Here is a 25,066-nt window from a genome sequence, read left to right as displayed (position 1 = left end):
ATAAAATAATATTAAAAAAAAGTGTATTATATTGAACTGAATGGTTATTTTAGCCCAACTAAACTTATCAAAAATGACCCTTTCACCAAGCCTTTACTTATTACATAGTTTGACAGCAGTTTTAAAAAAAACTTCTCCATTAGCAGTTTGCTATTACAGCTTATAATTTCCAAATCTTTACGCTTTACTGCTTCCTTTTAACTCTGCCAATTAATTTGCTATGGGACATTTATACCCATTCACTTGCTATATAACTAAGCTGGTCATTACTTTGCTTTGTGTCGCCGTAATCATGGTGGTTCAAATTAGAACATCTTCTGCCCAAAGCAAATTGAGAAGCAATGCTGACAGTGTTGTGTCTGAGATAGCTCTTAAAAATATTAATGTTTCAAAAATTACTCAGGATACTAATGTTAAAAGCGTTCTGATTAAGAAGCCAGCACAGGTCAAAGCTTTGGCCTCAAAAAATGCAAATAAGTTTAAAGATGTTTTTGCCCAGAATCTGGGCTCGCTCAAAAATAACACACCCTCTTTTAACTTAACAATTGAAAGCAGTAACAGATATCAGCCGTTACAAATAATGCCAGGAATACTACCCGGCAATAATTCAAACCAAAAATTTGTTAGTGTAATTACAGTAATTGGGAACTTAAATGCTTGGGGAATACCATTAAATCTAAATTTTTCAACTAATCAAAATTTAAACCGAGGCCCATCATCGCTAATTAATAACCTGTTCAAATTCAATTTTGATCCTAAGCAATTTTCAAACCTTTATCGCAGTGAGTTTAACCAATATTACCAGCTATCGTCAAGAGTGTTTGGTGGGTTAGATCTGTCTGGATATACAAGCCAAAAACTTTTAGACCAGCTCACTACCGGTAAAGGTGTTCTGCCTGCGGGTATCACTACCAACTTGTCTGAATATTTAGGAGATAGCAACAATATGGCTGAGCTTCTTAATATGGATGAGAACGCAGTTAGAAAAAAGCTTTTAACAAAAGCCATGCAAGATTCTGCTGTACAATCTAAAATGCAAACACCTGAGCAGATAATGGCATTGAAAAAGGAAACCGTTGAAAATACGCTTGCAAAACAAAATGCCTTACATAAGCTGAGCAATATAAGTGCGCTGAAACAGAAGCTTTCTGAAGACAAATACATCAATAGTTTGGATAATATGTCAAAAGATGATGTTGCATATAAGCTATCTCAGTTGGTTACAAACGAAAATCTGGTTGCAAAATTAGTACCCTCAACTGATGTGTCAGACGTATTGCTCAAACTTTGCGGTTTAAACGCTGACGTAAAAAGCTATGTTAATAATGAGATAGTTAAACAAAATGCCAATAATAGTGCAGCGATAGAACAGTTGGCAGAAAATATAGTAGAACGACAGAAAACAGGTGTAACAACAACTGATTTGTATAAAGTACCACAAATTAAAAATGTTGATGACGATTTAAATAAAAAAGGACAAGATATACTATCGGAAACTTCAGCACACAATGCCCTGAAAGATTCAATTGCGGTTGTTAAGCATATTGATAGTTTGGTAACAAGCCTATCAGAAATTAAGAAGCAACTTCATGCAAATGGTTTCGATGTTAAGAGTCTATTACAAACGCAAAATCTTTTAAAATTAAATGGAAACAGTCTGGGTAACTCCGAAATAGCCCAGCGCTTGTTAGCGAAAAAGCCTGGCAATCCGGTTCAAAATATTTTTTCAAGAGTTGAGGCTTTGCAAATAGGTTCTTTTAGTAATAAGCTAACCGAGAGTCAACCTCGAGATATGTTCATAAATGGTGCTAACCTCACCGTAAAAACCGGAAATATTCCGGTTACAATAGGTTATGGAAGAGTTAATGACATAGGCTCATTTAAAGATGCTGATTTTCAAAGTTCTATTTATGGTGCTTCGCAAAATCTAACATATATAAGCGCTGAGTTTAAACGAAATAAGGCAGATAACGTTAAAATATTGATGGTGAGTGGCGCAAGCACTAATACCACCAGTACTACCTTGTATACTACTCCCGCAGTATCATCAAATACAATAGCTTTTACATTATCTAAAGACATAAACCTTCAAAAAGCCGGAAAATTTACTGTAGATTTTTCTAAATCTACTACGCAGTATCCAACTGTTAACACTTTAACAACAGAAACCATACTCGACAGAAAATCAGGAAATACATTAAATACGAATGGAAATTTATTTGAAGCATTGGCTTTTGGTTTTAACCATCACCTTGACTTGAAGGAAATAGGATTATCAGATAATTTTTATGTCAACTATTCAGGTATGGGTTATCAAAATCCGGCAAACATCGGACTGAGTGGCGGTAGATTTAGAATGGGCGGAAATGTTAAAAAATCTTTGTACAAAAATAAATTGATTTTAAACCTGAAAACTGATTTGAAAACTATGCCGATAAGCTATAGCGCCGATGATAAATGGAAGTCGTTACAGGTACAGTTGGATACTCGTTTTGTCGTCAATAAAAAGTTTAATCTGAATTTACGCTATGTTAACAATGGGACAAGTAAAAATATAGACAACACTTCAACGCCGGTGTATACATTAAACAAAATGCAGGTTGATGGTAATCTGACTTATAAAATAGGAAGAAATTATACAGTAAGCCATTTCAGTATAGGATCACAAATATTTTCGAATCCGACCGACAAAATGGCTACTACAGCTAATAAGACTTTACTTTTCAATTATACCCAAAGTTTAATACTTCATAATAATACACTTACCGCATCTCTTTTATATAATAAAGAACTATCACCAAATAAAATGATAGGAAATTTATTAAATACTGATGTGATATATCAATATACCTTATTTAGAAAGCTCAATGTTTCATCAGGCATTACTTATCTGGAAAACGATAATATAGCCAGACAAATTGGCATTAAACAAACAATGCAGTTATACACCTCTGGTAACTTTGATATTGATACATATTTAGATATCAGAAAAAATTTGATAACACCTCAATATGCAGATCTATACGCCTCCTGCAGAGCTGAAGTAATATTACGCTATCATTTAAACAAAAAGTAATGTTAAAAAAAGGGTATATAATTATATTATTGCTTGCTATCGCATCGCCGGTTTTTGCTCAGATACGCATAAATTTTATTCCCGAAATTTATGGGCGAAACGTTAATGGCCTGTTTAATTGCCAATTAATTAACGGCCGCCAGGCGGTTACGGCCAGTTTAACTATAACAGTTACCGAGCGTGCAAGTGGCACCATATGCGTAATTAAAACTCCCGAATTTACTTTACAAAGCGGAACCAACCCCGTACCGGCTCTTGCAGTCAGGCAGTCGGCCATTCAGTTTTCGCAAAGTAAAGGTGGAAGGCTGCTTAGCATGAATAACACATTTCCAGCTGGTGAGTACGAATATTGTTACAGTCTGACCATCAGAAATTCAGATATTTTACCTGACGAGGAGTGCTTCTCTTATACTTTGGCTCCATTTGCCGAATTAAACCTAATTGATCCTTATGATGGTGACGACCTATGTAATAAACGCCCTGTTTTTACCTGGCAACCTCTTGTACCCGCGTTATCCGGAACACGGTATCAATTAGTTTTAACGGAGATCAAACAAGGGCAAAGTGCAACCGAGGCTATCAATTATAACCAACCTATTATAAATCAGCGCAATATTACATCACCCATGTTAGTGTTCCCGTCTATCGCGCGCGATCTTGAACTAAATAAAAAGTACTCATGGCAGGTTACTGCTTACAAAGATCTAACCGTATTGAACAGATCAGAAGTAAGCCAATTTAGTATTAACTGTGCAGATAGCGTCAAAAAGCAGGTAGTTGCCTCCGGTTATCGTGATATAGAAGATTTGAGTAAAGGGAATTTCTACATCGCAAGTGGGTATTTGCGGTTTGCGCTTGTAAATTCTTATGGTGTACAAAATATGGTTTATACAATAACATCTATAAATAATCCAAACAAAAAAATTGGCCACCTGGCTAAAATAAAACTGGTAAAAGGCAATAATCAAATAGATATTGACTTGGCTGGTAATTCAAGTTTCACTGATGGTGAATTTTATATACTCACAGTTACAATGCCGACTGGTAACGTTAAAAGTTTAAGGTTTTTGTATAAGGAGGAGGATAGTAAATGAAATGGTTATCCGTCATTATATGCTGGTTCGTTTTAATGGGATGTGGGGCTAAAAAAAATGGTTTTGAGGAAGTTAAAGGCAGTAAGTTGGTTGTACAGGTAAAGAACATGAATAGTGGAGCGGACGATACGGAAATTAGTTATCAGGTTAAAATTTTGCCTGAGAGAAGTTTAACCGAGAAATTAAGCCCCGAGCAAAAAAATAATCTGTGGTATAAGATGGATAGTTGCTTTTATATACAAACTGAGAAGATAAAAGTAACGCCTAATCTGGTACAGCCAATAGCTAACGGGCAAAGCGGTAACTATGAGTTTATGCTAAGCTTCCCCGCAGATAGTGCAATTAATGACGCCTCTACACTGGTGTACAAGGATAAATATTTAAACAAAGAGACGTACAACTTCAAAGTGAATTTAAAAAATTAATATGAGCCCCCAAGTTAAGAGAAATACCAAAGTTGCAAGATTATTACTGCTCATCTGGGTTTATAATTTGTTTTTTCCTGCCGCTACCTATGCCCTAACTTCAGGCCCGGCACAGCCGGAAACGCAAGCTTTCCAACAGGCAAGTGTATCAGACATGGTAGACTTGCAAACTGGTGATTTTAAATATAATATCCCGTTGTTGGATATTGACGGATATCCTGTAAATCTCAACTACCAGTCTGGAGTGGGTATTGACGATGAAGCAAGTTGGGTTGGACTGGGATGGAACTTAAATACCGGTGCCGTTAATAGGCAGCTACGCGGCCTGCCCGACGACATGCGGGGAGAAAAAATCACCACCAGGGATTACAGAAAAGAAATGATTACAGTTGGAGGGAGAGGTACAGCAAAATTAGAGTTATTTGGTTTCGGAAAAGAAATAAAAGATAACGTAAAGAAAATTTTGGGTAAAGGTACAGGTTCTTTTAGCTACGGAGTATTTTTCAATAATTATACAGGCATTGGCGCAGAAGTATCTATAAATCCTGGCATTTCGCTATCCAGATCAAATTCTACATCGCTTAGTGTTGGATTAGGATTTGGTATATCATCTAATACGCAAAGTGGGGCTTCATTCACTCCTTATGCCAGTTTATCTGTTTATACTGATGAAAAAGGCAAACAGGTTTCACAAGCAGGTTTAACGGCTTCACTTGGATATAATAGCAGATCAGGACTGAAATCACTTTCACTTGCTGAAACATTTCAGTCAACGAAACATAAGGATTCGTATGCTTTTAACGGTGCTGGCGCAAGTATATCTTACAACACCGAGCCCATTATGCCCAAAATTTCTATTCCATATAAAACCAATTCATATTCCTTTTCTGTTGATGCCGGACTGGCTAATTTTGGAACTTTTGTAAGTGGTGGACTAACAGGTTATAGAACTACCAAATCTATTCTGTCAAATGCCCAGCAAAACCCCGGTTATGGATTTTTGTATGCCGACCTTGCAAAGGATGATGCACATGCGGTAATGGATTTTATCAGAGAAAAGGAAAGCCTGGTAATTCCTGATCTGCCAAATCTGGCACTCCCAATTCAAACGCATGATCTTTTTTCATACACCAATCAACTGGGCAGCGGGCAATTTCGATTATATCGTGGTGGTACAGGAATTTTCTTTGATAACCAAACAGATGATAGTTCCGAGAATGGTTCTATTGGAATTGATGCGGGACTTGGGAACCTGGCACATTGGGGACTAACGCTGTATCCGCAAACAATGAACACAACCGCTAAAAAATGGACAGATGATAACAGGTATGCCAATGTTGGTGATTTCCAAACATACGATCCGTATAAGCCTAATTACCAGAACGTATTTTTTAAACCAATGGGCGAAAAAAGTGCACAAAACGAAGAGCTGGCTACAGCGTTAGGGAAAACAGCGCCTGTGCAGATTGATTTATCAGGCAAACGAGCAGAGAATAAGTTTTTATGCCCAACATGCAACACATCAATTAGTAGTAAGATAGAAAGTAAAGAACGTCAACCTGGGGCAACAACAATATCTTATTTAACCGCTTCAGAAGCAACATTTGCCGCGCTTAATAAAACTATAGATATTTATGATGGTATAGACGAATCAAATTTACCGGCAACATTTAATGCATCACCTAAGCCCAATACCAATAGTATTGTTCGCGTTGATCCCGTTACACTATCGGGATCTGATATAGTTAAATACCCAGCTTATCTTATAGATCCTACAGATCCTACAGATCTTCCCCCGGATAGGTACCCCTCACGTAAAGCCAACCATATATCTGAGATAACGGTTACAGATGCAACCGGTAGAAGAATGGTTTACGGCACACCGGTTTACAATGTTGAACAAACTGAACGTTCATTTGCTATAGGCAAAGGTTACAATAAAATATTGCAGGGAGGCACAAACAATCCGGATAGGGAAACAAATTTGACTAACCAGGCAATTGATGCTATTCCCGGATTGAATAAAGGAATTGACAATTATTACCATAGCGAAAGTATTCCTCCTTATGCTACAAGTTACTTGCTTAGCGGGATTTTGTCCGCAGATTATGTTGACAGAACAAACGACGGTATAACCGATGATGACCTTGGTACCGCTATAAAATTCAATTATAGCCGTGTTAACGGATTGTACAACTGGCGTGCTCCATTTGAAAACGTGGTTGTTAATAAAGGACAGCTGGCAGATCCTGATGACGATAAAGGATCAGTTATATATGGTCGTAAGGAGCTTTGGTACATCTCTTCAATTGAAAGTAAAACCAAAATTGCATATTTCATAACCAAAGACAGGCTTGACGGATTGGGTGTTGGCAAAGATTGGAAAGTAGGAGGTAAAAACGCCGATGTAAAGCAAAAATGCCTAATGCAGATAAGGCTTTACTCTAAAGCCGACATGTCAAGACCAATAAAAGTTGTAAAATTTGATTATAACTATGAATTGTGCCCATATACACCAAATTCAAACGCTCCTAATGGAGGTAAACTAACTTTAAAATCTGTTTGGTTTGAATATGCTAATGTTACAAAAGGCGCCAACCATGCTTATAAATTTAGCTACAACCAACCCATCGGCATTACTTCTGCCGGTGTAAAAGGAGCGTATGGTTACATGCTCACAGACAGATGGGGTGTGTACAAATCAAGAAGCGAAAATGTCAGTGCCGCATTAAGCAACGAAGAGTTCCCTTATACTGATCAGGATCGTTCAAAAGTAAGTGAAAACGCTTCATTGTGGCATTTAGGACAAATACAATTGCCAACCGGAGGCGTTATTAAAGTAACTTATGAAACAGACGATTATGCATATGTGCAAAATAAAAAAGCCATGCGCATGTATAAAATTGATGCATTATGTAAGGACGGCAACGATTTACCCGGGGCGGGGGCCACGCAAAACGGTTTAAATTTAGCAAATCAGATAAGGGTTACCCTACCGGATAATTATAAAATGCCAACCTCGATGACTCGTCAAAACTTTATTAATGATTGCTTAAACGGGTCAAGTTACATGTATGTTAAGCTTAATGTTAAGATGAATACAAATATTTCCGGGCCAGGGGCAGAAGGTGACTATGATTTCGTATCGTGTTTTGCAGAGGTAGGCGACATTGTAGCAGTAAACGGGAAGACTTTATTAATTGGTTTAAAAAAATTGACCCGTGATGTTACCAATTCAAATGTTGAGACCAACCCCATTGCTATAGCAGCCTGGCAAAAGCTGAAAGATGAGTACCCGCTTTACGCCTATCCGGGCTATGATAACAAAGCCAGTGGCGGAGGTATATCAGCTGTTGTTAGCGCAACCATAAACGCTATAAGCAATATTGGTGAACTTACAAGATCTTTTTATGAAAAAGCCGATGGCGCTGCGGAGCCATATGCATCAATTATCAACAAGGATAAGAGTTTTGTTCGGCTTACAAAAAACGAAGGCGCTAAAATTGGTGGAGGTGTACGTGTTGAACGGATTGAAATTGATGATCAATGGTGGTATTCAAACAATCCGGCCGAAACTCAAAATACATCTTACGGGCAAAAATATATTTATGAATTAGAAGATGGTTCTTCAAGCGGTGTTGCAAGCTATGAGCCATCTATTGGCAATGACGAAAATCCGTTTAAAATGCCAATACCCTACAGTCAAAAAAAGAAAGGGGCTATAACGAATTTATTTCAGCTGGAAGAGCCTTTCGGCGAATCGGTTTTCCCAGCGCCGGGGATTACCTACAGCCGCGTGGTTACCAAAGATCTGGTAAAGAAGCAAGGATTATTAACAACTGATGTTACAATGCGTACCGGGTATGTAGTTAATGAGTTTTATACTACAAAGGATTTTCCGGTAAAAGTAAATGTACTCGGAATTAAAACCAATCACACACCTCCCAATACCCCCACATTCTCGTTTATATTAACTTCCAGTTACGACGAGCTTGTAATGTCGCAAGGGTACAGTATTGAATTAAATGACATGAACGGTAAGTTAAAGGCCACAAGAGTTTTTAAGGAAGCCAAGGATGCTACGGGAAAAGTTGCTGCAACGCAAGTGTCGGCTACAGAATATTTTTATAAAGCCGATAAGCTGAATGGCGAAGCATTGACACTTAACAATTCTGTTCAAACTATTGACATTCATGGAGATGTGAAACCAAAGGTTATAGGCCAGGAAATTGAGCTGTTTACAGATTTTAGGGAACAGAGCAGCAAAAACGAGGGAACAACTTTTAATATTGGCAATGACTTTTTTCTGTCTTTTCCGCTGTCGCTTATATTGCACTTTCCTATAAATATAAATCAAGACAATACACTCTTCAGGTCAGCATGTGCGGTCAAGGTAATACAGTCTTACGGAATTTTAGAGAAAGTTGTAAAAACACAAGACGGTTCATCTATTGCTACTCAAAACATAGCATTTGATGCAGTAACCGGCGAAGCAATTGTTACCAAAACGCAAAACGAGTTTAAAAAAGATATATACAGTGTAAATATACCTGCTTACTGGGGTTACGAGGGAATGGGCGGAGCGTATAAAACACTGGGAATGGTTATTGGCGGGCTGAAAACAGATGAAACAGGCCTTATTACAGATAAGGCTGAATATGTTGCCGCGGGTGATGTAATTGAAGACCTTACTGATGCCGGAAAAGTAAATCTGTACTGGGTTTTAGAGCAGGAAACCGGAAATGGCACGGCTAAACGATTGGTTGACCAATATGGTAGAACTATAGCTAAAACAATAAAAATTGCCCTTCAGGCAGTTGACCCAAATAGGGTAATTCAACCCAGCGAATTGCGCTACGAGATCAAAAAAGGAAAAGTTATTCGGTCGGGGTATAGAAACATGCTTGATGGCAGCATAAGCACCTACACGTGTTTAAATAACCCTATAGAAGCAGGGCGTTTAAGGCTTGCCGATAACACCGATCTTTCAACATTAAAGGTGCTCAATGCAAGTGTAAATGAGTTTAATGAAGATTGGGTTTCTGAAGTGCCGGATATAAAAGTTTGGGAGCCTCCCACAACAGATATTAATTATTGGGGATATTCACCTAACCCTCATCCTTACCCACTACAAACACCATACAGGGCCGGGTTTACATACCCCGCTTATTTTGAGGGAAAAATGCAAATGGGTTCCATTTGGCTGAGTTATGTACTTGAAAATCCAGATAATGATCCTAACCCGCCAAGTTTTTATTATTGGATGACGCGCGCAACCAGCACATTAATTAGACCTAATTTTTTAGGAGCCGGTGATAATTTGTATTGTTTTTCTAAAGTTTATTTGCCCAGAACAGGCACTTATTTTATAGGCTTAAATGGTAGCATACCAATGACAATGGCTTTTGATGATGGGCCTTATCTCTTCAGCGAATTTGGTGTATGGAATGGAGAAAATGGCTGGTTTATTATTGAAACTCCTGAGTTGACCGCTGGTGAACATATAATAAAAATTAAGTTAAGACCAGATGGCACTGCCCCTGCTGAAAGCGGATTTGGTATGGAGATTTATAACAACACATCAAGACAACAATTAATAGATAAGCAAGATAATGTAATTTGGAGTACAACAAGTATGACCAGTAACTTGCACGGTCAGGAAGGTTTATTTATGGCAGCTTATGCTGAAAAATATCTTCCTCCTTACGGTAATCCACCGGTTGTTGCTTCAAAATACTATTGGACAGATGGCCCCGGCAATTATTACAGCCCATTAAACCCTGCTGATAAAGCCCTTAACCCATTTATGTACGGCATAAAGGGCAATTGGCGGCTTTCAAAAACTAAGGTATTTGAAGAAAAACGGAAATACAGGCCTCTTACTGATAAAGTTGTTGATGTAAAAAACGCAGGCTATATAACAAACTTTTATCCTAACTGGTACGCACCTGCTCAAGGTTCTCCCAAAAAAAGATGGCTGCTTAACAACAATTCTAAATGGGTAACTGCCAATACAGTAACACAGTATGATAAGTACGGGCAACAGTTAGAAAATAAAGATGCACTTGACAGATATAGCGCTGCAAAGTTTTCTTTTAACGGCGAACTGCCTTCGGCTGTTGCCTCTAATGCTATGCAGCGCGAAATATATGCTGAAAGTTTTGAAGATGCTAAATTCTCTGTGGGTATACCTAAGCATATTGATCCTAATAAGCAACCGTTTTTTACTTCCTCAGCAGGCGGAGCTATAAAATACCTGGTTACAAACCAGGTATCGCATAGCGGTAATAACAGTATTCAGCTTTATAACGATGGTATATTTCTATATACCAAAACATTTAATGAAAGGCCGGCAGTTTACCCGTTACTAACATTAAATACCCAAACAAATGAGTATAATAAAACTGAGGGTACAGGTAAGTATCCCAACGGTTTTGAGCCGCTAAAAAAGGAATACATATTTAATGCCTGGGTTAAAGATATACAGCCTACTAATAAGGCATTTAAGGGGCTTATATTGACAGCTAATGGTCAGGATATTCCGTTGACAGTTAAAGCAATTGTTGAGGGGTGGAAGTTGATGGAGGGACGTATTAATATAGAATCTTACGTTACGTCAACCGCGCTTTATACGGGTGCCGGAGTTCCTATTGAATTGAAGCTAAAAAGCCCAGAATCAGTTAGCTCTTTCGTAGATGATATACGCATATTTCCTAAAGATGCATCAATGAAAACATATGCCTATGATGAAAAAACCTTGCGACTGATGGCAGAGCTTGATGAGAATTGTTTTGCAACGTTTTATGAGTACGATAGCCAGGGAGCACTTGTAAGAGTTAAAAAAGAGACCGAGCGAGGTATTATGACGCTAAAAGAAAATCGATCATCTTACAAAAAAGGCCTCTAAACACACATATTGATATGGATTTATTAAGGCGCCCCAAAGTTTGTCTGACGATAGCTGCAATGATATTGGCTTTGCTTGTATTGGTAGTTACCCAGTTTAGATTGCCCAAGGCATCAGCTAAAATTCATAATAGACCTGCAGTGCCTGTAGTAGTGAGTGCAAAAAAGCCACATTATGACGAAAAGCTATTGCGAACATTTAGGCAGTTGTTAAAGCAGTTTAACACATCAAAAAACGCTTATACCTTCTCCGGAATAATAAGCACAGGCATTTATGCAGATTCGGTAAAGAGTACTACTAATGTAAGATTTATTTTATGTAAAAAAGGCGATGACTTTTACTACAGAGAGGGAGTAGTTGAAAATCTTAATACATCAGGCTTTTTCGTTTACATTAACGGAGAAGAAAAAAAAGTGGTTTTATCTGCCCAAAAGCAAATGGAACCACAAACAATGATTGATTCTGCCCGGTTAACAGATGCTTTAGCAAGCGAAAATTATTTGATTAAAGCCGATACAAACGGGAAATTTCAAAGCTTATCGCTTGTTAACGAAGATCATCCTCAATGTAAGGAATACGCAATAACTTTTAACGCGTCTTCAAAAAAAATAGTAAACATTAGTCTGCGTTTAGCTAACCCGGCAAGTCCATCAGATAAAATTGGGCAAAAGGTAGTTACTATAAAAGTTTTAGCATTGACCGATCAAGCCAATATCAATCAATATAAAAAGATCTCTCAAATTGTTAATAAGGGAGTGTTAACACGCAAGTACGCCGGCTATAAACTTATATCACAGATCAAAACATGACCCGCCTGTTAAAAACATTTACTATCATAATTTTCTTGTTACTTGCAATAGTAAGAACTTATGCTGCTGTTGAAACTACCAGTTACAGTACTGTGGGGCAACTTAAAGTTGGAGATAAATTCAGCCTGTTAGATGACAAGTTCAAACTTAATTTACCGTATTGGGATCAGATAATAAATCGATCGGTAAAGAATTCTGTTAATCTTCAGTTATTCGATACAGAGCTCATTCAGGCACCTGCCGGTACCGTATTCACCGTTGTTGTAAAAATTGATCAATTTATAAATAACAATACCCCGCCTACTACTTCAACTCAAACATTGACGGTAAGTTATAACCAAAACGGAGGCACAACTTATAATGCAATAAGCAGCTATGTTTTCAATAATGCTTTTAGGGTAGATGTAGAAGTATTGAGCATTACATCAAGTACTTACCCAACATTTAATGATATACCCTGGGTGTTAAAAGTATCGGCTGATATTACTGTTGACCGAATTTATCCATTTAGTGGTTCAAAGCCAATAGCTATTACGGCTCCTGATGAAATTCTTACCGGTGCAAAAACGTTTGATCTGGAATGGGCGTTTGAAATTGGCGACGAGGAATTTGATGTAGAATGGACTACCATAGATGAAAACAGTCCGTTTAGCGTAACTATAGCAGGTATGCAGAGTAATGCAGTTGTTTCTGCTGAGGAGATGGATAAATTGTTTCGCAATAATGCTACGCGAATTGTTACTCAAAACAATAAGTATCCTATATCTCTGGCATATAACGAAAAGTATTTATTAGTGCGAATAAGGCGTGCTGCATATAATATAGATGGCGTACGTATTACCGGCGATTGGACGTACAAATGCAAAACAAGCACCAATAATTTAATTAAATACAACTGCTGGCTGCTCAAATGGCACGAAGATAAGTTAAACTGGCAGTTTTCGGCAAGCTTTGCAGAAGAAGGCAAGAGAAAAGAGGTTATCAGCTATTTCGATGGTACATTAAGAAACAGACAAACAGTTTCTATCGGCAATAGGGAGAAAAATAAGCCGGTTGTAAGTGTAGTGCAGGAGAATATTTATGACGAATTTGGGCGTCCCGCAGCAAGTATATTACCTACACCTATCAACAAAGAAGAAAACTTGCAGGCCAACGTTCCGTATTTAAATTATCAAAAAAAATTCAACCAAAATACAAGTGGTAGTCCATACAGTATAACAGATATTTTTAATAGTGTTGGAGTAAATTGCGAGGTGCTACCCAACCCGATATTTGGCAGTTTTGGTGCAGGCAAGTACTACTCAGCCAATAATGGGTTTAAAACCGCAACCGATCCAAAATATAATCAATACATCCCCGATGCGGAAGGCTATCCGTTTTCAATAACGCAATATACAACTGATAATACCGGCCGTATCAAACTTCAGGGTGGTGTTGGTGCGCAATTTCAGCCCGGAACAGGAGTAACCAGTAATACAACTAAATACTATTACGGAAAGCCAACTCAGCGGGAACTTGACCAACTGTTTGGAACAGATGTTGGCTATGCAGAACACTATACCAAAAATATGGTGGTTGACCCCAATGGTCAAATAAGCCTGTCATACTTAAATGCAAGTGGTAAAACAATCGCTACTGCGCTTTCTGGAGCTAACCCAACTAATGTTGACGAGTTGAGGTCACTTACTGACGCAGACATGGGGGAAAAAGATGAGGTGATTTTTAAACCGGAACAATTTATTTTCAGCAATTCTGATCTGAAAATAACTGCAACTACAAGTTACATGAATGCAGTGCCCGGGCAAAAGGTTACATTAAAATACAACCTTCAGCAAATAGTTACAAAGTACCCCAATGCGCAGGTAGATATTTGTAGTAACTGTTACTATGACCTCACCATATCAATAGTTGATGATTGCGGAGATGTTATATCAGTACCCGGCTTTATAACGACTGTGGGAAGTAAAGTTGAGATGAAAGGTATAGAGCCTTACAAAAATGATCAATTTGTGAATATCAGTTTTGCAAGAACCGGCGAGTATAAAATTAAGTTTGAGTTAGCGTATGATAGACAGGCGATTAATGATTATACTGAAAAATTTGTTCAGGAAGGCATTAGTCGCAATTATTTAAAGCAACAATTTGATTTTATAAAGGAAGGTTTTCTGAGCAAAATGAATGCGGCAGATTGCTATACAGATTGCAGAACCTGTGTAATTGAATTAGCAGACAATGTTGCTTTTAAGGCTATGGCCCTAAAGGAGTTTAAACTTTTAGATATTCAAGACAAAACCGGACAGCTATATACAGATATAAACAGCTTTATTGATGGGTTATACCTGGACTTGAAAACTGCGTGTGATAACAAACAACAAACTTGTAGTTATTCTGATTGCAACGCATATCAGAATGTAATGCTCTCCCATTTATCTCCCGGCGGGCAATACGCAACTTTTAGTAAGGCATATGTGCCGCCGCCTTTTTCACAATACATAACCTTGTACCTGCCTAATGAGGCTCAAACAAATGAGTTATCTAAACACTTTAATGATGTTTTTCACCCGTCTGTGCTTCCTGCGCAAAATGATGCAGACTTTATAACTTTAGTAGATGGCTCCCGAATATGGATTTACAGTCCGGAGTTTACCCTCGCGCGCATGATAGAAAATTGGAGACCAGAGTGGGCGTTAAAATTTCTACAATATCATCCTGAATATTGCAAGCTTCAGTACTGTCAGGAGTCGTCAAAATACACTACATGGGAGCAAATGATAAGGATTAATGTATTTGGAGAAACAACATTAAGCCGCATACCGGGCGCTTCGCCAAATATTACCTATGCAGATGGAGCGTACACCTTACTATCGGGCATAGATCCATTTTTTTCAACCACATCAACTTACGGAGCTCAGTACGAAGATGATATAGAAGCTGACCTTCAAAATTATACTACCCGCATTCTGAAAATTAACAACCGCCCGGGCTTGAGTTTGTATGATTACGTAAAATACCAGTTGTATTGTAAAGACAATGATGTAGGCACGAGTGCCACGTGGCCTGTATGTAACCCGTCATGCAGGTTGAAAGATAGAGAATGGGAACTATTTTCAGAACTTTATTTCCAGCTGCGCGAAAAATATTATGTAAAAGGCCGTACAGATTACCTGAACGCCCGGGGCGCCGCTTGCTCATGTGTGCGCAATATCGGTACGCCAATTACAGGTCCGCAGTCAAGTAACGCTTGCCCTATTAAAGAAAACTTCAGGTTGAACGTCTCCTCTTATGATGGCTATGGTACAGAATGGGAAGTAAAAGTTTATAATATTATGGGCAGCGTACCTCAAAAGGTAATGGTTAAGCTATCTTATACAGAAGGCGGCACAACAAAATATATAAACGTTCCAATTGCGGCCGGACAAGGCGAAGGCACCGTTCTTCTGCCTTTTGCTGTAAACTATTCAACTATTGCAATTAATTCTGTTGTGTGTGGAAATGTTAGTATCAATTTACAGGTGGAGAATATCCAAACACAAAGTTTACCCTATGATTATCAACAAGATTGGGGAAGCGGCACTTACAGATTTTATGGACAAGACACAAAGCATAAAATAAAAATATCTCTAAGAGATAATTCGGGCATACCTGTAGCTGCACCCGAAGGAGGGTTCGATGTTTACGTTAAAACAAAGAAAACATTAAATATGTACTCTTGGGTTCTATATTCACTTTTAAATACTCTTTTAAGTGAGTCGGAACCCATTCAGGTAGTTCATATAGATGCAGGGCTGTACTATGCGTTGGGTAATGAGTATACGTCTTCGCTAACAACTTTCTATACACCAGGTAATGTAGCTCCCTATATAACTAAAGACCAAATTGCATTAACATGTGTTTACCCTATAGCTGGCATTAACAGCATAACCGGACTGACCGTATGTACAGATGGTTATGAAGAGCCTACCATAAGCTGTAGTAACGAGGCTTATTACGCCAACAAAACCGCGGTGTTTTCTGAATCATCTACGCAGACCATTACAGTTCCTCAGGATGGTAAAGATGCTGTACTGGCGCAAAATCAAAGCGCATTCACAGCGCAGATCAATAGCAACTGTGCAGATGCTATTAATGAATGGATGTTAAAGCTGGAACCTGGCCTTCGTGCTAAATATCCTAACTTAAATGATTTTGAAAACGTTGAGCGGGACTTGCGGGCAAGGCTATATGCGGTATGTGCTAAGGGCGGTGATGTAACCCACATGATGGGCGTTAGTGAGTTAGTACCGGGAATTTTAACATCATATCAAGACAATAGCTTTGGAGACGCTATAAAAAGCTATACACTGGCAAACGCAAAGTTTACTGCCGGTTTAAACCCATGGTTGTTAAGCTATCCTAATCCGTATAACAAACAAAAAATGTCTCAAACGGCGCGGGTAACTAAAATTAATAGTACCATAGATGCTGCGCTTAAAGCACTTAAAACATCTTATCAAAATTCATTGCCTGTTAGTCAGAGTTATTCAAATGCCGGTTTTTATAACTATTTGAAAAATCAGTACGGCGAGTTGGCAATGACCATAAGCGAGGTAGAACTGGCCGACCTTGTTAACGCATCAAACTGTAACTACTTGCTGCAATATAACATTTTGCTGCCGGCATTTTTACGCGATGGCGGTTGCGTAACGCGCAGCGCTTATGATTTAGCTCTTAACCAACTGCACTCTGCTTTTGATATTTCACCATCAGCATTAATGGCACATGCAAACTATCCGGCTATCCTAACCAACTTTATGAATAACCGGTTTGGTTTTGGATTAACGTATGCCGATTACAAAGCATATAATACAACGGGGCTTCTTTGCAATAGTATTTACAATAATGAAAAGCCTATTGACCCGTATGATTGTATAAGAACCACCTTGGTAAGCGCGCTAACGAGCGGTGTGTTTGCTTATGAAAAGTATATACAAGACGAGAAAAATAAGTTCAGGGCCTTTTATATATCACAATGTGCATTGGCACAAAATACTGTTAATTTAAAATCTACATCGCCTAAATACCATTATACTTTATACTACTATGATCAGGCCGATAACTTAGTGCGTACTGTGCCGCCAGAAGGCGTTAAGCTGCTTGATGATAGTCAGTTAAAATGGATAGAACAAAATCGCTTAAGCGAAAGCAGCAATTGCACAGATGCGCCAATTATCTGTAACGGAGTGCCGGTAACTTACTCAACCGACAAAACAGCTGCATTTACACAGGTAAGTACAGCCCTTACAGGTGGCGGCGCCAGAGCTTTTGAGTTTTGGTTCTACAACGGTGCATACGCTTCCGATTATCAGATGGTACAGGTTACACCCGATAAAAAGTACATGATGCAGGTTGGGGTGAATAATGGTATTGCTGGCTTTGACCTATACCCTATTGTGGAGAGTGCAGATCATTTAAGTGCATCAATAATGCCAACTTCGTACCACTACAGAGGCACTTTTGCAGGCGAATCAAGCAGGCCGTGGTTGCACATAGTTGTACAGGGAAATAATATAGCCACGGGCGGGGTGCCGCAAATATATCTTAACGGTGTAGCGCTAACGGTAACCAGTAGTATTACAGCCATGTCGCCTGGCTGGAATATTACCGCCACAAATACGGGTATAGTATATCCCGATAATATAACCACGCTTAAACATATGCGTGTATACTCACGCTTGATGACAGCAGGGGAGATCAGTACCAACGCTAATGACAATTGCTTTAAACCATCAAACGGTTGCAGTGGCATGCAATGGTATAGGTTTAATATACCTGCTCCGGGCGGCGAAACTACAATTGCAGAAAATAGCACAGTTGAAACACGGGCTATTGGATTTGTACCGCCGCATGTACTTGCTACCACCTATGCTTACACATCAACTAACCAGGTGTTGCAGCAAAAATCTCCTGACGGCGGCACCAACAGGTTTTGGTATGATGAACTTTCGCGCCTGGTGGCATCGCAAAATGATAAGCAGCAACCTGCGCATAAATACAGCTACACTAACTATGATGAAACACTTGGCAGGATAAATGAAGTTGGCGAAAAAACAATTTCAGTTGCCGATGATAATTTTATGGGCCAGCCCGGATTTGTCAGCAAGGTGGTTTACAGAAACAACTTTTTGCCTGTCGGTACCAACCGGGAAATAACGCGTACTTATTATGATGATGCCGCGCCTGTAAACGGTGGCGTTGCCGGCATAGCGTTAATACCCGAACAAAGTAACCTGCGCAAGCGCGTTGCCGCTACCACTTATCGCGATGTGCAGACCGATGCTGTAAAGCAAGCCACTTACTATAACTATGATATATCTGGCAACGTTAAAACGTTGTGGCAGCAAATTGACGGACTTACACAGGCTAATGATGTAAACAGCCTTAAACGTATTGACTATGAATACGACCTGATAAGCGGAAAAGTAAATTTTGTTGCTTATCAGCATAATACTACCAACCCTAAGCCAGACCAGTTTTATTATCAATACAAGTACGATTCAGAAAACCGGTTAACAGAAGCCTGGAGTGGTGTTTCGGCCATGGTTGAACCATTAGGTGGCAGCGAAATATTAAAACATAGCAAACGTTTAGACGCGAGTTATGCCTACTATTTACATGGGCCGCTGGCACGTGTAGAACTTGGCGACAGATTTGGTAAAGTACAGGGGCTTGATTACGCCTATACACTACAAGGCTGGTTGAAGGGAGTTAACGGGTCCCGCTTAGACCCTGCCACTGAAATTAGTTTTGATGGCAACACCACAGCAGACAATATTGCACGCGATGCCTTTGCTTTTTCTTTGGGGTATTACAATAATGATTATAAACCAATTGGTGGCTTAGGCGCAACAGCCTTTGCGCTTAAATATACATCTCAAAGTGCTGCAGATGATGGTGCCAGCCTGTATAACGGCAATATAAGCAACACAACTCTGGCCATTAGTAAAATTAACAATGGTGCCGCTGCGGGTTATACTTACAGGTATGACCAACTGAACCGCCTTACCAAAACCTTTATCCATAACGGCATTACAGGTACCACCTGGGCCGGAACAAAAACACTGTTAGAGCAGATGACCTATGACGGTAATGGCAATATTGAAACAGCCAAACGTTATACGGCGGCAGGCACTATGATTGATGACCTTAACTATAGGTACACCAAAGACGGCAACAACAAACTCAATACCAATAACCGTTTACTATACATTACTGACGCCATACCCGCTGCCACGGTTAATGATTTACCTACGCAGAGTATTGGTAACTACCAGTATGATGAAATAGGCAACCTTACAACCGATGTTAAAGCGAATATTAGTGCTATTGACTGGACCGTTTATGGTAAAATAAAAGGCATAACCAAAACGGCCGGCAGCAACCTGCTTTACGCTTATGATGCTACCGGTAACCGGGTGAAGAAAACGGTTGGTTCAACCAATACTTACTACGTGCGCGATGCGCAAGGCAATGCGCTGGCTGTTTATACCCAGGCAGGAGGCGTGGTTACATGGAGCGAGCAGCAGTTATACGGCAGCAGCAGACTTGGCCTGTGGCAGCCCAACGTAAACATGGCTACGGCAGGCGCCGCGCAAACCGAGTGGCAAAAAGCAGGCCTGAAACGCTATGAACTAACCAACCACTTAGGCAACGTATTGGCAACTATTAGCGACCGCCGGTTACAGCACCCTACAGCCGGCAATACCAGTTTTGACTATTTTACCGCCGATGTAATAACCGCGCAAGATTATTATCCTTTTGGTATGCAACAGCCCGGCCGTGGTTATGCTAGTAACAACGCCACCTACCGCTATGGCTTTAACGGCAAGGAGAATGATAATGACGTTGGTAAGGGCGATGGCAACCAACAGGACTACGGCATGCGGATTTATGATCCGAGAGTAGCGAGGTTTTTGTCAACAGACCCTATTGCCAAATCGTATCCTGAATTGACGCCCTATCAATTTGCGAGTAATAGACCAATTGATGGAATTGACCTAGATGGGTTAGAGTGGGCACAAGATATAAACGTGCAGTGTTCAATGGACGGACTAACAATTCAAACGGATTTTACCGTAAAAGTAAAAGTGATAAATAAATCTACTTTAATAAAAGATCCAAATGTTATCAAAGCTAAAGCACTGGAATTTAAAGCGGCAGCTGAAGCTAAATTTAACACAAGCGCCACATTTTTTTTAGGTCCTATAGTTTTACATGAAAAGTACAAGACAGAAGTTATTCTTGATTTTACACCGCCCACTCCTGATGATGGCAAAATTGGTATATTAGAATTTGATGATCGTACTAGCACTAAAACAACTACAGTTTCTGGCCCAGCTTTTACTCCTAATACAATCAGCAATAGCTCTGTAACTACTACAACAACGGTAATTAATAGCGTGCCAGGAGTTACTACAGGTCAAATAGATGATTTTACTATTTCACTTGGAATAACCATGGACGGTAAACTAACCAATAGCACAGATTTTAAATTGACCGGTGCGCATGAATTTGGACATTCAGGTGGATTAAAGCATCCTTGGAGTTTAACTAAGGTTGAAAAAAAATGGGCTCCATTGCTAGATCAGGGTAATACGAGCGGTAATTCCACTACGATTAAAGATAACTTAATGAACTCAGCTGAAAACCCAGATCCAGCGGTAAGGAACAGCAATGGTAGTGATACTATTTTGGGGCAGTTCCGTGCTATAAGTGAAAAAATCAAAACCCAAGGCAATTTTACACCTGCCGATCTAAAGAAAAGTCCATAGTATGAAAATTAGAAATAATATCTTTCTTTTTTGGCTTTGTATCTTAACTGCTGCGGGCATCTCTCAAATAGCTAGCTGTAAGATTAATAAGATTAAGTGGAATGAAAGTAATTGGGATATTGAAAAGGTATCATATGAGGAAGACGGTCGAAATGCTGATAGTCACATTGGCTTAGAGCGACATTCACCTAGACGTGTCATTTTGCAATTTTGGCAAGAATTCGATGATACACTAGTTGTATTAAATAATAAGAAGGAAATAAGTAGATTTTTTATGCAAAGTGATACAAATACCAATGATACTTTTACGGTAACTAACGTTTCTTTGATTATAAAGAGAAATACTCGTATTACCGTAAAACTTATTAACAAGAAAAAAATTGTTCATTTTGTCGTCGATGATAGAGCGTCAGTAATAACCATTCAACATTTCAACTCTATATGGTATTTGAGGTATCGACATCACCCCTTTGATTACAAATGAAGTCACAGCTGGCGATTACATCGGAAAGAGTAATTGTTAGCAATCCGTAAATTTATAGCCGTATCGTAAAGACAATCCCTGTGCTGTCGCACGCGTGCCGCGTGTGCTATTTGAGCAATAACATAAAACAGCGCAGTTAGTGGCTATGATGCTGATGCGTAAATGCTCAAGATTATTATCACTGCTGCAGCAAGAGTACACGTAGAATATAGCGCTGAGTTCTTATATCTATTATATTGCCTACCTGAACAAGTCATAATTTAAGGTTTTTAACATTTGAATAATGTTATATGTTATGTATCTTTCGGTACTTAAACACTTATCATGAAGCGAATTATTATAACCTTTGTACAGGTATTTCTGGTTGGTTTGGCATACGGGCAGTGGACTGCCGGTACCGGTAATGTTTACACCACAACATCAACAGATAAAGTTGGCATTGGTACAAGCTCTCCAACAACACAGCTTGATGTGCTTACAACCAGCGCTACGACTGCTGCACCCACAACGATTTTAAAATTGACCAGCAAAACCAGCGGGACGGCAGAGGCAGGCATAGGAGCAGGGCTTGATTTTTCAACCCAGCGTGCTGATGGTGGTACCGGCCCGGTAGCCAACATCACTGGTATCCGAACAGGTGTTGGTACCGGCTCAAGTAGTCATGGCGGATTGATATTTAAAACCAGCTTGAGCTCTACCTTAGGCCTTTTAGAGGCAATGCGTATAAACAAAAACGGTTTAGTGGGTATTGGTCAGCCTGTGCCTGAGTATACATTAGACATTTCCAACACCACCAACAATACAGACAACCCTGTTGTAAGGCTAAAGAACCTGGTAACTACAGGTTATACCCAAACCAGGTTGGAGAACGATTTGGCCGCTACAAGTTACTTTAATTTGTTTGGTAGTGCTGCTACCGGAACAACGTTCGGGCAGCCGCGGGGTGGCCTTACGGTATTGCGTGGCGGCAATACTTTAGCTGTTGGTACAGCCAGTTCTAATCCGCTTGTTTTTGCCACTAATAATAGTGAACGGATGCGGGTTACACCCGGTGGTTTTGTTGGTATAAAAACTACCGCGCCAACAGCCGAACTGGATGTTAGAGGCACAATAACATCTGTTGTAGACGGAAGTTACGCCAATAATGGTGCCTCGACGTATAGCAACACAGCGTGGCATGGCGCACGTTTTTTTTCTAACAGGTATAGAGGCACTATAGCGGCGCCGCTTACTGTTCAAAGCAACGATAGGTTGGGGTGGCTTGATTTTTATGGATATGATGGCACCGCACTACAACGTGCGGCAGAAATTGGAATAGCAGTTGACGGTGCTCCGTCAACCGGCATTATTCCTGGCAAAATTTACTTTACCACCACTGATGCAGCAGGCGTAACAGTCGATAGAATGACCATTTTAAATAACGGAAAAGTGGGTATTGGAGTTGGGGCGCCTACAGGTATGTTGCACGTTATTGCCCCCACATCAACTACCGGCACAGGGTCTGACATTGCTTTGTATGCAGGTAAGGGAGCCGCTTCGTCAAATGGCGGAAACGTTATTTTGGGGGCGGGTGCAAACGGGAGTGGGGCCACCGCCGGTAGCGTAGTTTTTTTACGAGGCATAACTAACGGCGCCAATGGAGTTGAAACAATGCGTATAGATAACAGCGGAAAAGTTGGAATTGGAACCAGTATTCCTGATGAAAAGCTTACAGTAAACGGCAATATACGTGCTAAAGAAGTTAAGGTTAGTTTGACTGTGCCCGCGCCGGATTATGTTTTTGACGATGAGTATGAATTGAGACCGTTAAAGGAATTACAGCGTTATTTGAATAAGAATCAACATTTGCCGGAGATCCCATCGGCAACTCAAATGGAAAAAGAGGGGGTGAATTTGAGCGATATCAGTATGGGATTACTAAAGAAGGTTGAGGAACTAACTCTATATTTAATTGAACAGAACAAAAAGAATGAAGCGCAACAAGTTGAAATTGACATGTTAAAAAAGCAAATACAAAACCTCATGTTGAGTAAAAACGACAAAGATAAATAGTAAGTTAGTTCTTTTGTTAGTCCAACATTCAATTCAACTTTGATATAAATTTGATGGGCTCAATTCAATTTGTTTTGGGCCGCCTAAACATAAAAAAGCCTTCCTGATATCAGGAAGGCTTTTTTGATTTGTGAGGTGATCCCGCTGGGACTCGAACCCAGGACCCCAACATTAAAAGTGTTATGCTCTACCGGCTGAGCTACGGAATCGTTTAACTGTTTCTGTTAAAGTGGTGCAAATATAGGGTTAATTAATACACACTGCAAGCTATTTTTTAATTAATTTTTAAGGTCTTCATTCACAGTGACTAAAATTTAAAAATCCCAATTTTACCCTTGTCGCCAGCCAATAAAACCAGCTTTCCATTTTTGGCTTTGCGGCAAACATTGAAACTTGTAGCGTCTATTTGTTGCCACGTATAGCCGTTGTCAGTTGAGTAGTTGCTGCCGGGAGTTCCGGTAGATAAATAGGTTTGAGGCGCAATTAACTCTACGCATGATTGATATCCATTTGGTCCGGGCTTGCTGTCCTTATATGGTAGCGGATGTCCTGAAAATGTGGCGTGAACTGAATCTCTAAATTTGTCTTTTGAGTAATCGCCACCAACAATGACCATTCCATTTTCGCCAACCGAAAAAGCACCGTTACTGGGTTTTCCATGGGTGATCGGGAGGTCATAATATGCCCAATCAGTAAAAGGTTTTTCTAAAACCAGGTGTCTCGCAACATTACCACCGGTTACAATTGAAACATAATCACCTTTATAGCTAATTCTTAAACAAGTTCCGCTTGCTGCAAAAGCCGCTTCTCCTTTCTCTGCGTTAGGCAGGTTTTTAAACTGATGCCAGCTATCGCCACCATCATTAGTTTCTATCAGCATAAATTTTTCGTTGATTGGATCGCCTAAAACCAAGCCGTGTTTCGGGTTTGAAAAATCCATAGCGTCAAAAAAATACGCTTTATCATCATTGCGATACTTTACTTCCCAATTTAATCCACCATCAATAGTTTTTAGTATCAATGCCGGCGATCCCGAACTCATAATAATTGCTTCTTTGTCTGAAAAAGCCTCAATATCTCTAAAGTCTGCCTTTTCAAAGCCTTTAACCTGCTGCCACTTCCAGGTAAGGCCGCCATCTTTTGTTATAGCAGTATAGCCGTTACTGCTACTTAACCAGGCTATCTTGTTATCAACAACAGATAAACTACGAATGCTAACCGTTTTATTAGTTTCAATAAGCTGTTTTTTTTGAGCGATAACGTTAGGGGCGAATACAATCGCCATTACCAAGTTTATAAAGATATTTTTTAGACTCATCAGGAAGTGTTTTATCCAAATTACTAAATGTTCGGGGCGAACATTTCTATTGGCTATAAATTATTTTATTTGAATGGCTAATTAACATAAACCA

The 25,066-nt window shown here is 39.5% G+C and carries 9 protein-coding genes and 1 tRNA gene; 8 read left to right on the top strand and 2 right to left on the bottom strand.

Annotated elements, in window-relative coordinates; all coding sequences use genetic code 11:
- The first annotated feature begins 220 nt into the window (after positions 1-220).
- From CLV57_RS15490 to CLV57_RS15455, 8 genes are all read left to right on the top strand, one after another.
- Positions 221-3,076, top strand: a complete 2,856-nt coding sequence (locus tag CLV57_RS15490; protein WP_157799182.1) for a hypothetical protein — start codon at positions 221-223, stop codon at positions 3,074-3,076.
- Entirely contained in the window at positions 3,076-4,170 is a 1,095-nt protein-coding gene (locus CLV57_RS15485; protein ID WP_100342290.1) for a DUF928 domain-containing protein, read from the top strand. Before CLV57_RS15490 ends, CLV57_RS15485 begins: the two co-directional genes overlap by 1 nt.
- A complete protein-coding gene (locus tag CLV57_RS15480; RefSeq protein WP_100342289.1) occupies positions 4,167-4,595 on the top strand; it encodes a hypothetical protein in 429 nt (142 codons plus the stop codon). The genes CLV57_RS15485 and CLV57_RS15480 overlap by 4 nt, the downstream gene beginning before the upstream one ends.
- A gap of 1 nt (position 4,596) precedes the next feature.
- Complete coding sequence (locus CLV57_RS15475; protein WP_100342288.1) at positions 4,597-11,502, top strand: hypothetical protein; 6,906 nt, start codon at positions 4,597-4,599, stop codon at positions 11,500-11,502.
- Positions 11,503-11,516: 14 nt separating this feature from the next.
- Positions 11,517-12,311: a hypothetical protein gene (locus tag CLV57_RS15470; protein ID WP_157799181.1), complete on the top strand. Its 795-nt coding sequence runs from the start codon at positions 11,517-11,519 to the stop codon at positions 12,309-12,311.
- Entirely contained in the window at positions 12,308-21,118 is an 8,811-nt protein-coding gene (locus tag CLV57_RS15465) for an RHS repeat-associated core domain-containing protein (protein ID WP_100342286.1), read from the top strand. Before CLV57_RS15470 ends, CLV57_RS15465 begins: the two co-directional genes overlap by 4 nt.
- 1 nt (position 21,119) lies before the next feature.
- Complete coding sequence (locus CLV57_RS15460; protein ID WP_100342285.1) at positions 21,120-21,602, top strand: hypothetical protein; 483 nt, start codon at positions 21,120-21,122, stop codon at positions 21,600-21,602.
- Positions 21,603-21,926: 324 nt separating this feature from the next.
- The gene (locus CLV57_RS15455; RefSeq protein WP_100342284.1) at positions 21,927-23,654 is read left to right on the top strand and encodes an autotransporter outer membrane beta-barrel domain-containing protein; all 1,728 of its coding nucleotides are present in this window, start codon (positions 21,927-21,929) and stop codon (positions 23,652-23,654) included.
- A 136-nt stretch (positions 23,655-23,790) separates the two neighbouring features.
- On the opposite strand, the gene CLV57_RS15450 is transcribed toward CLV57_RS15455, so the two are convergent.
- Together CLV57_RS15450 and CLV57_RS15445 are read right to left on the bottom strand one after the other, a co-directional pair.
- Positions 23,791-23,863: transfer RNA gene (locus CLV57_RS15450), tRNA-Lys, on the bottom strand.
- 98 nt (positions 23,864-23,961) lie between these two features.
- Positions 23,962-24,939 carry a WD40/YVTN/BNR-like repeat-containing protein gene (locus CLV57_RS15445; protein WP_169927092.1) on the bottom strand — a complete coding sequence of 326 codons (978 nt, stop codon included), beginning with the start codon at positions 24,937-24,939 and terminating at the stop codon, positions 23,962-23,964.
- Positions 24,940-25,066: the final 127 nt, after the last annotated feature.

Source organism: Mucilaginibacter auburnensis (assembly GCF_002797815.1).
GTDB classification, from domain to species: domain Bacteria; phylum Bacteroidota; class Bacteroidia; order Sphingobacteriales; family Sphingobacteriaceae; genus Mucilaginibacter; species Mucilaginibacter auburnensis.
This window is presented reverse-complemented; position numbering and strand designations above follow the sequence as displayed.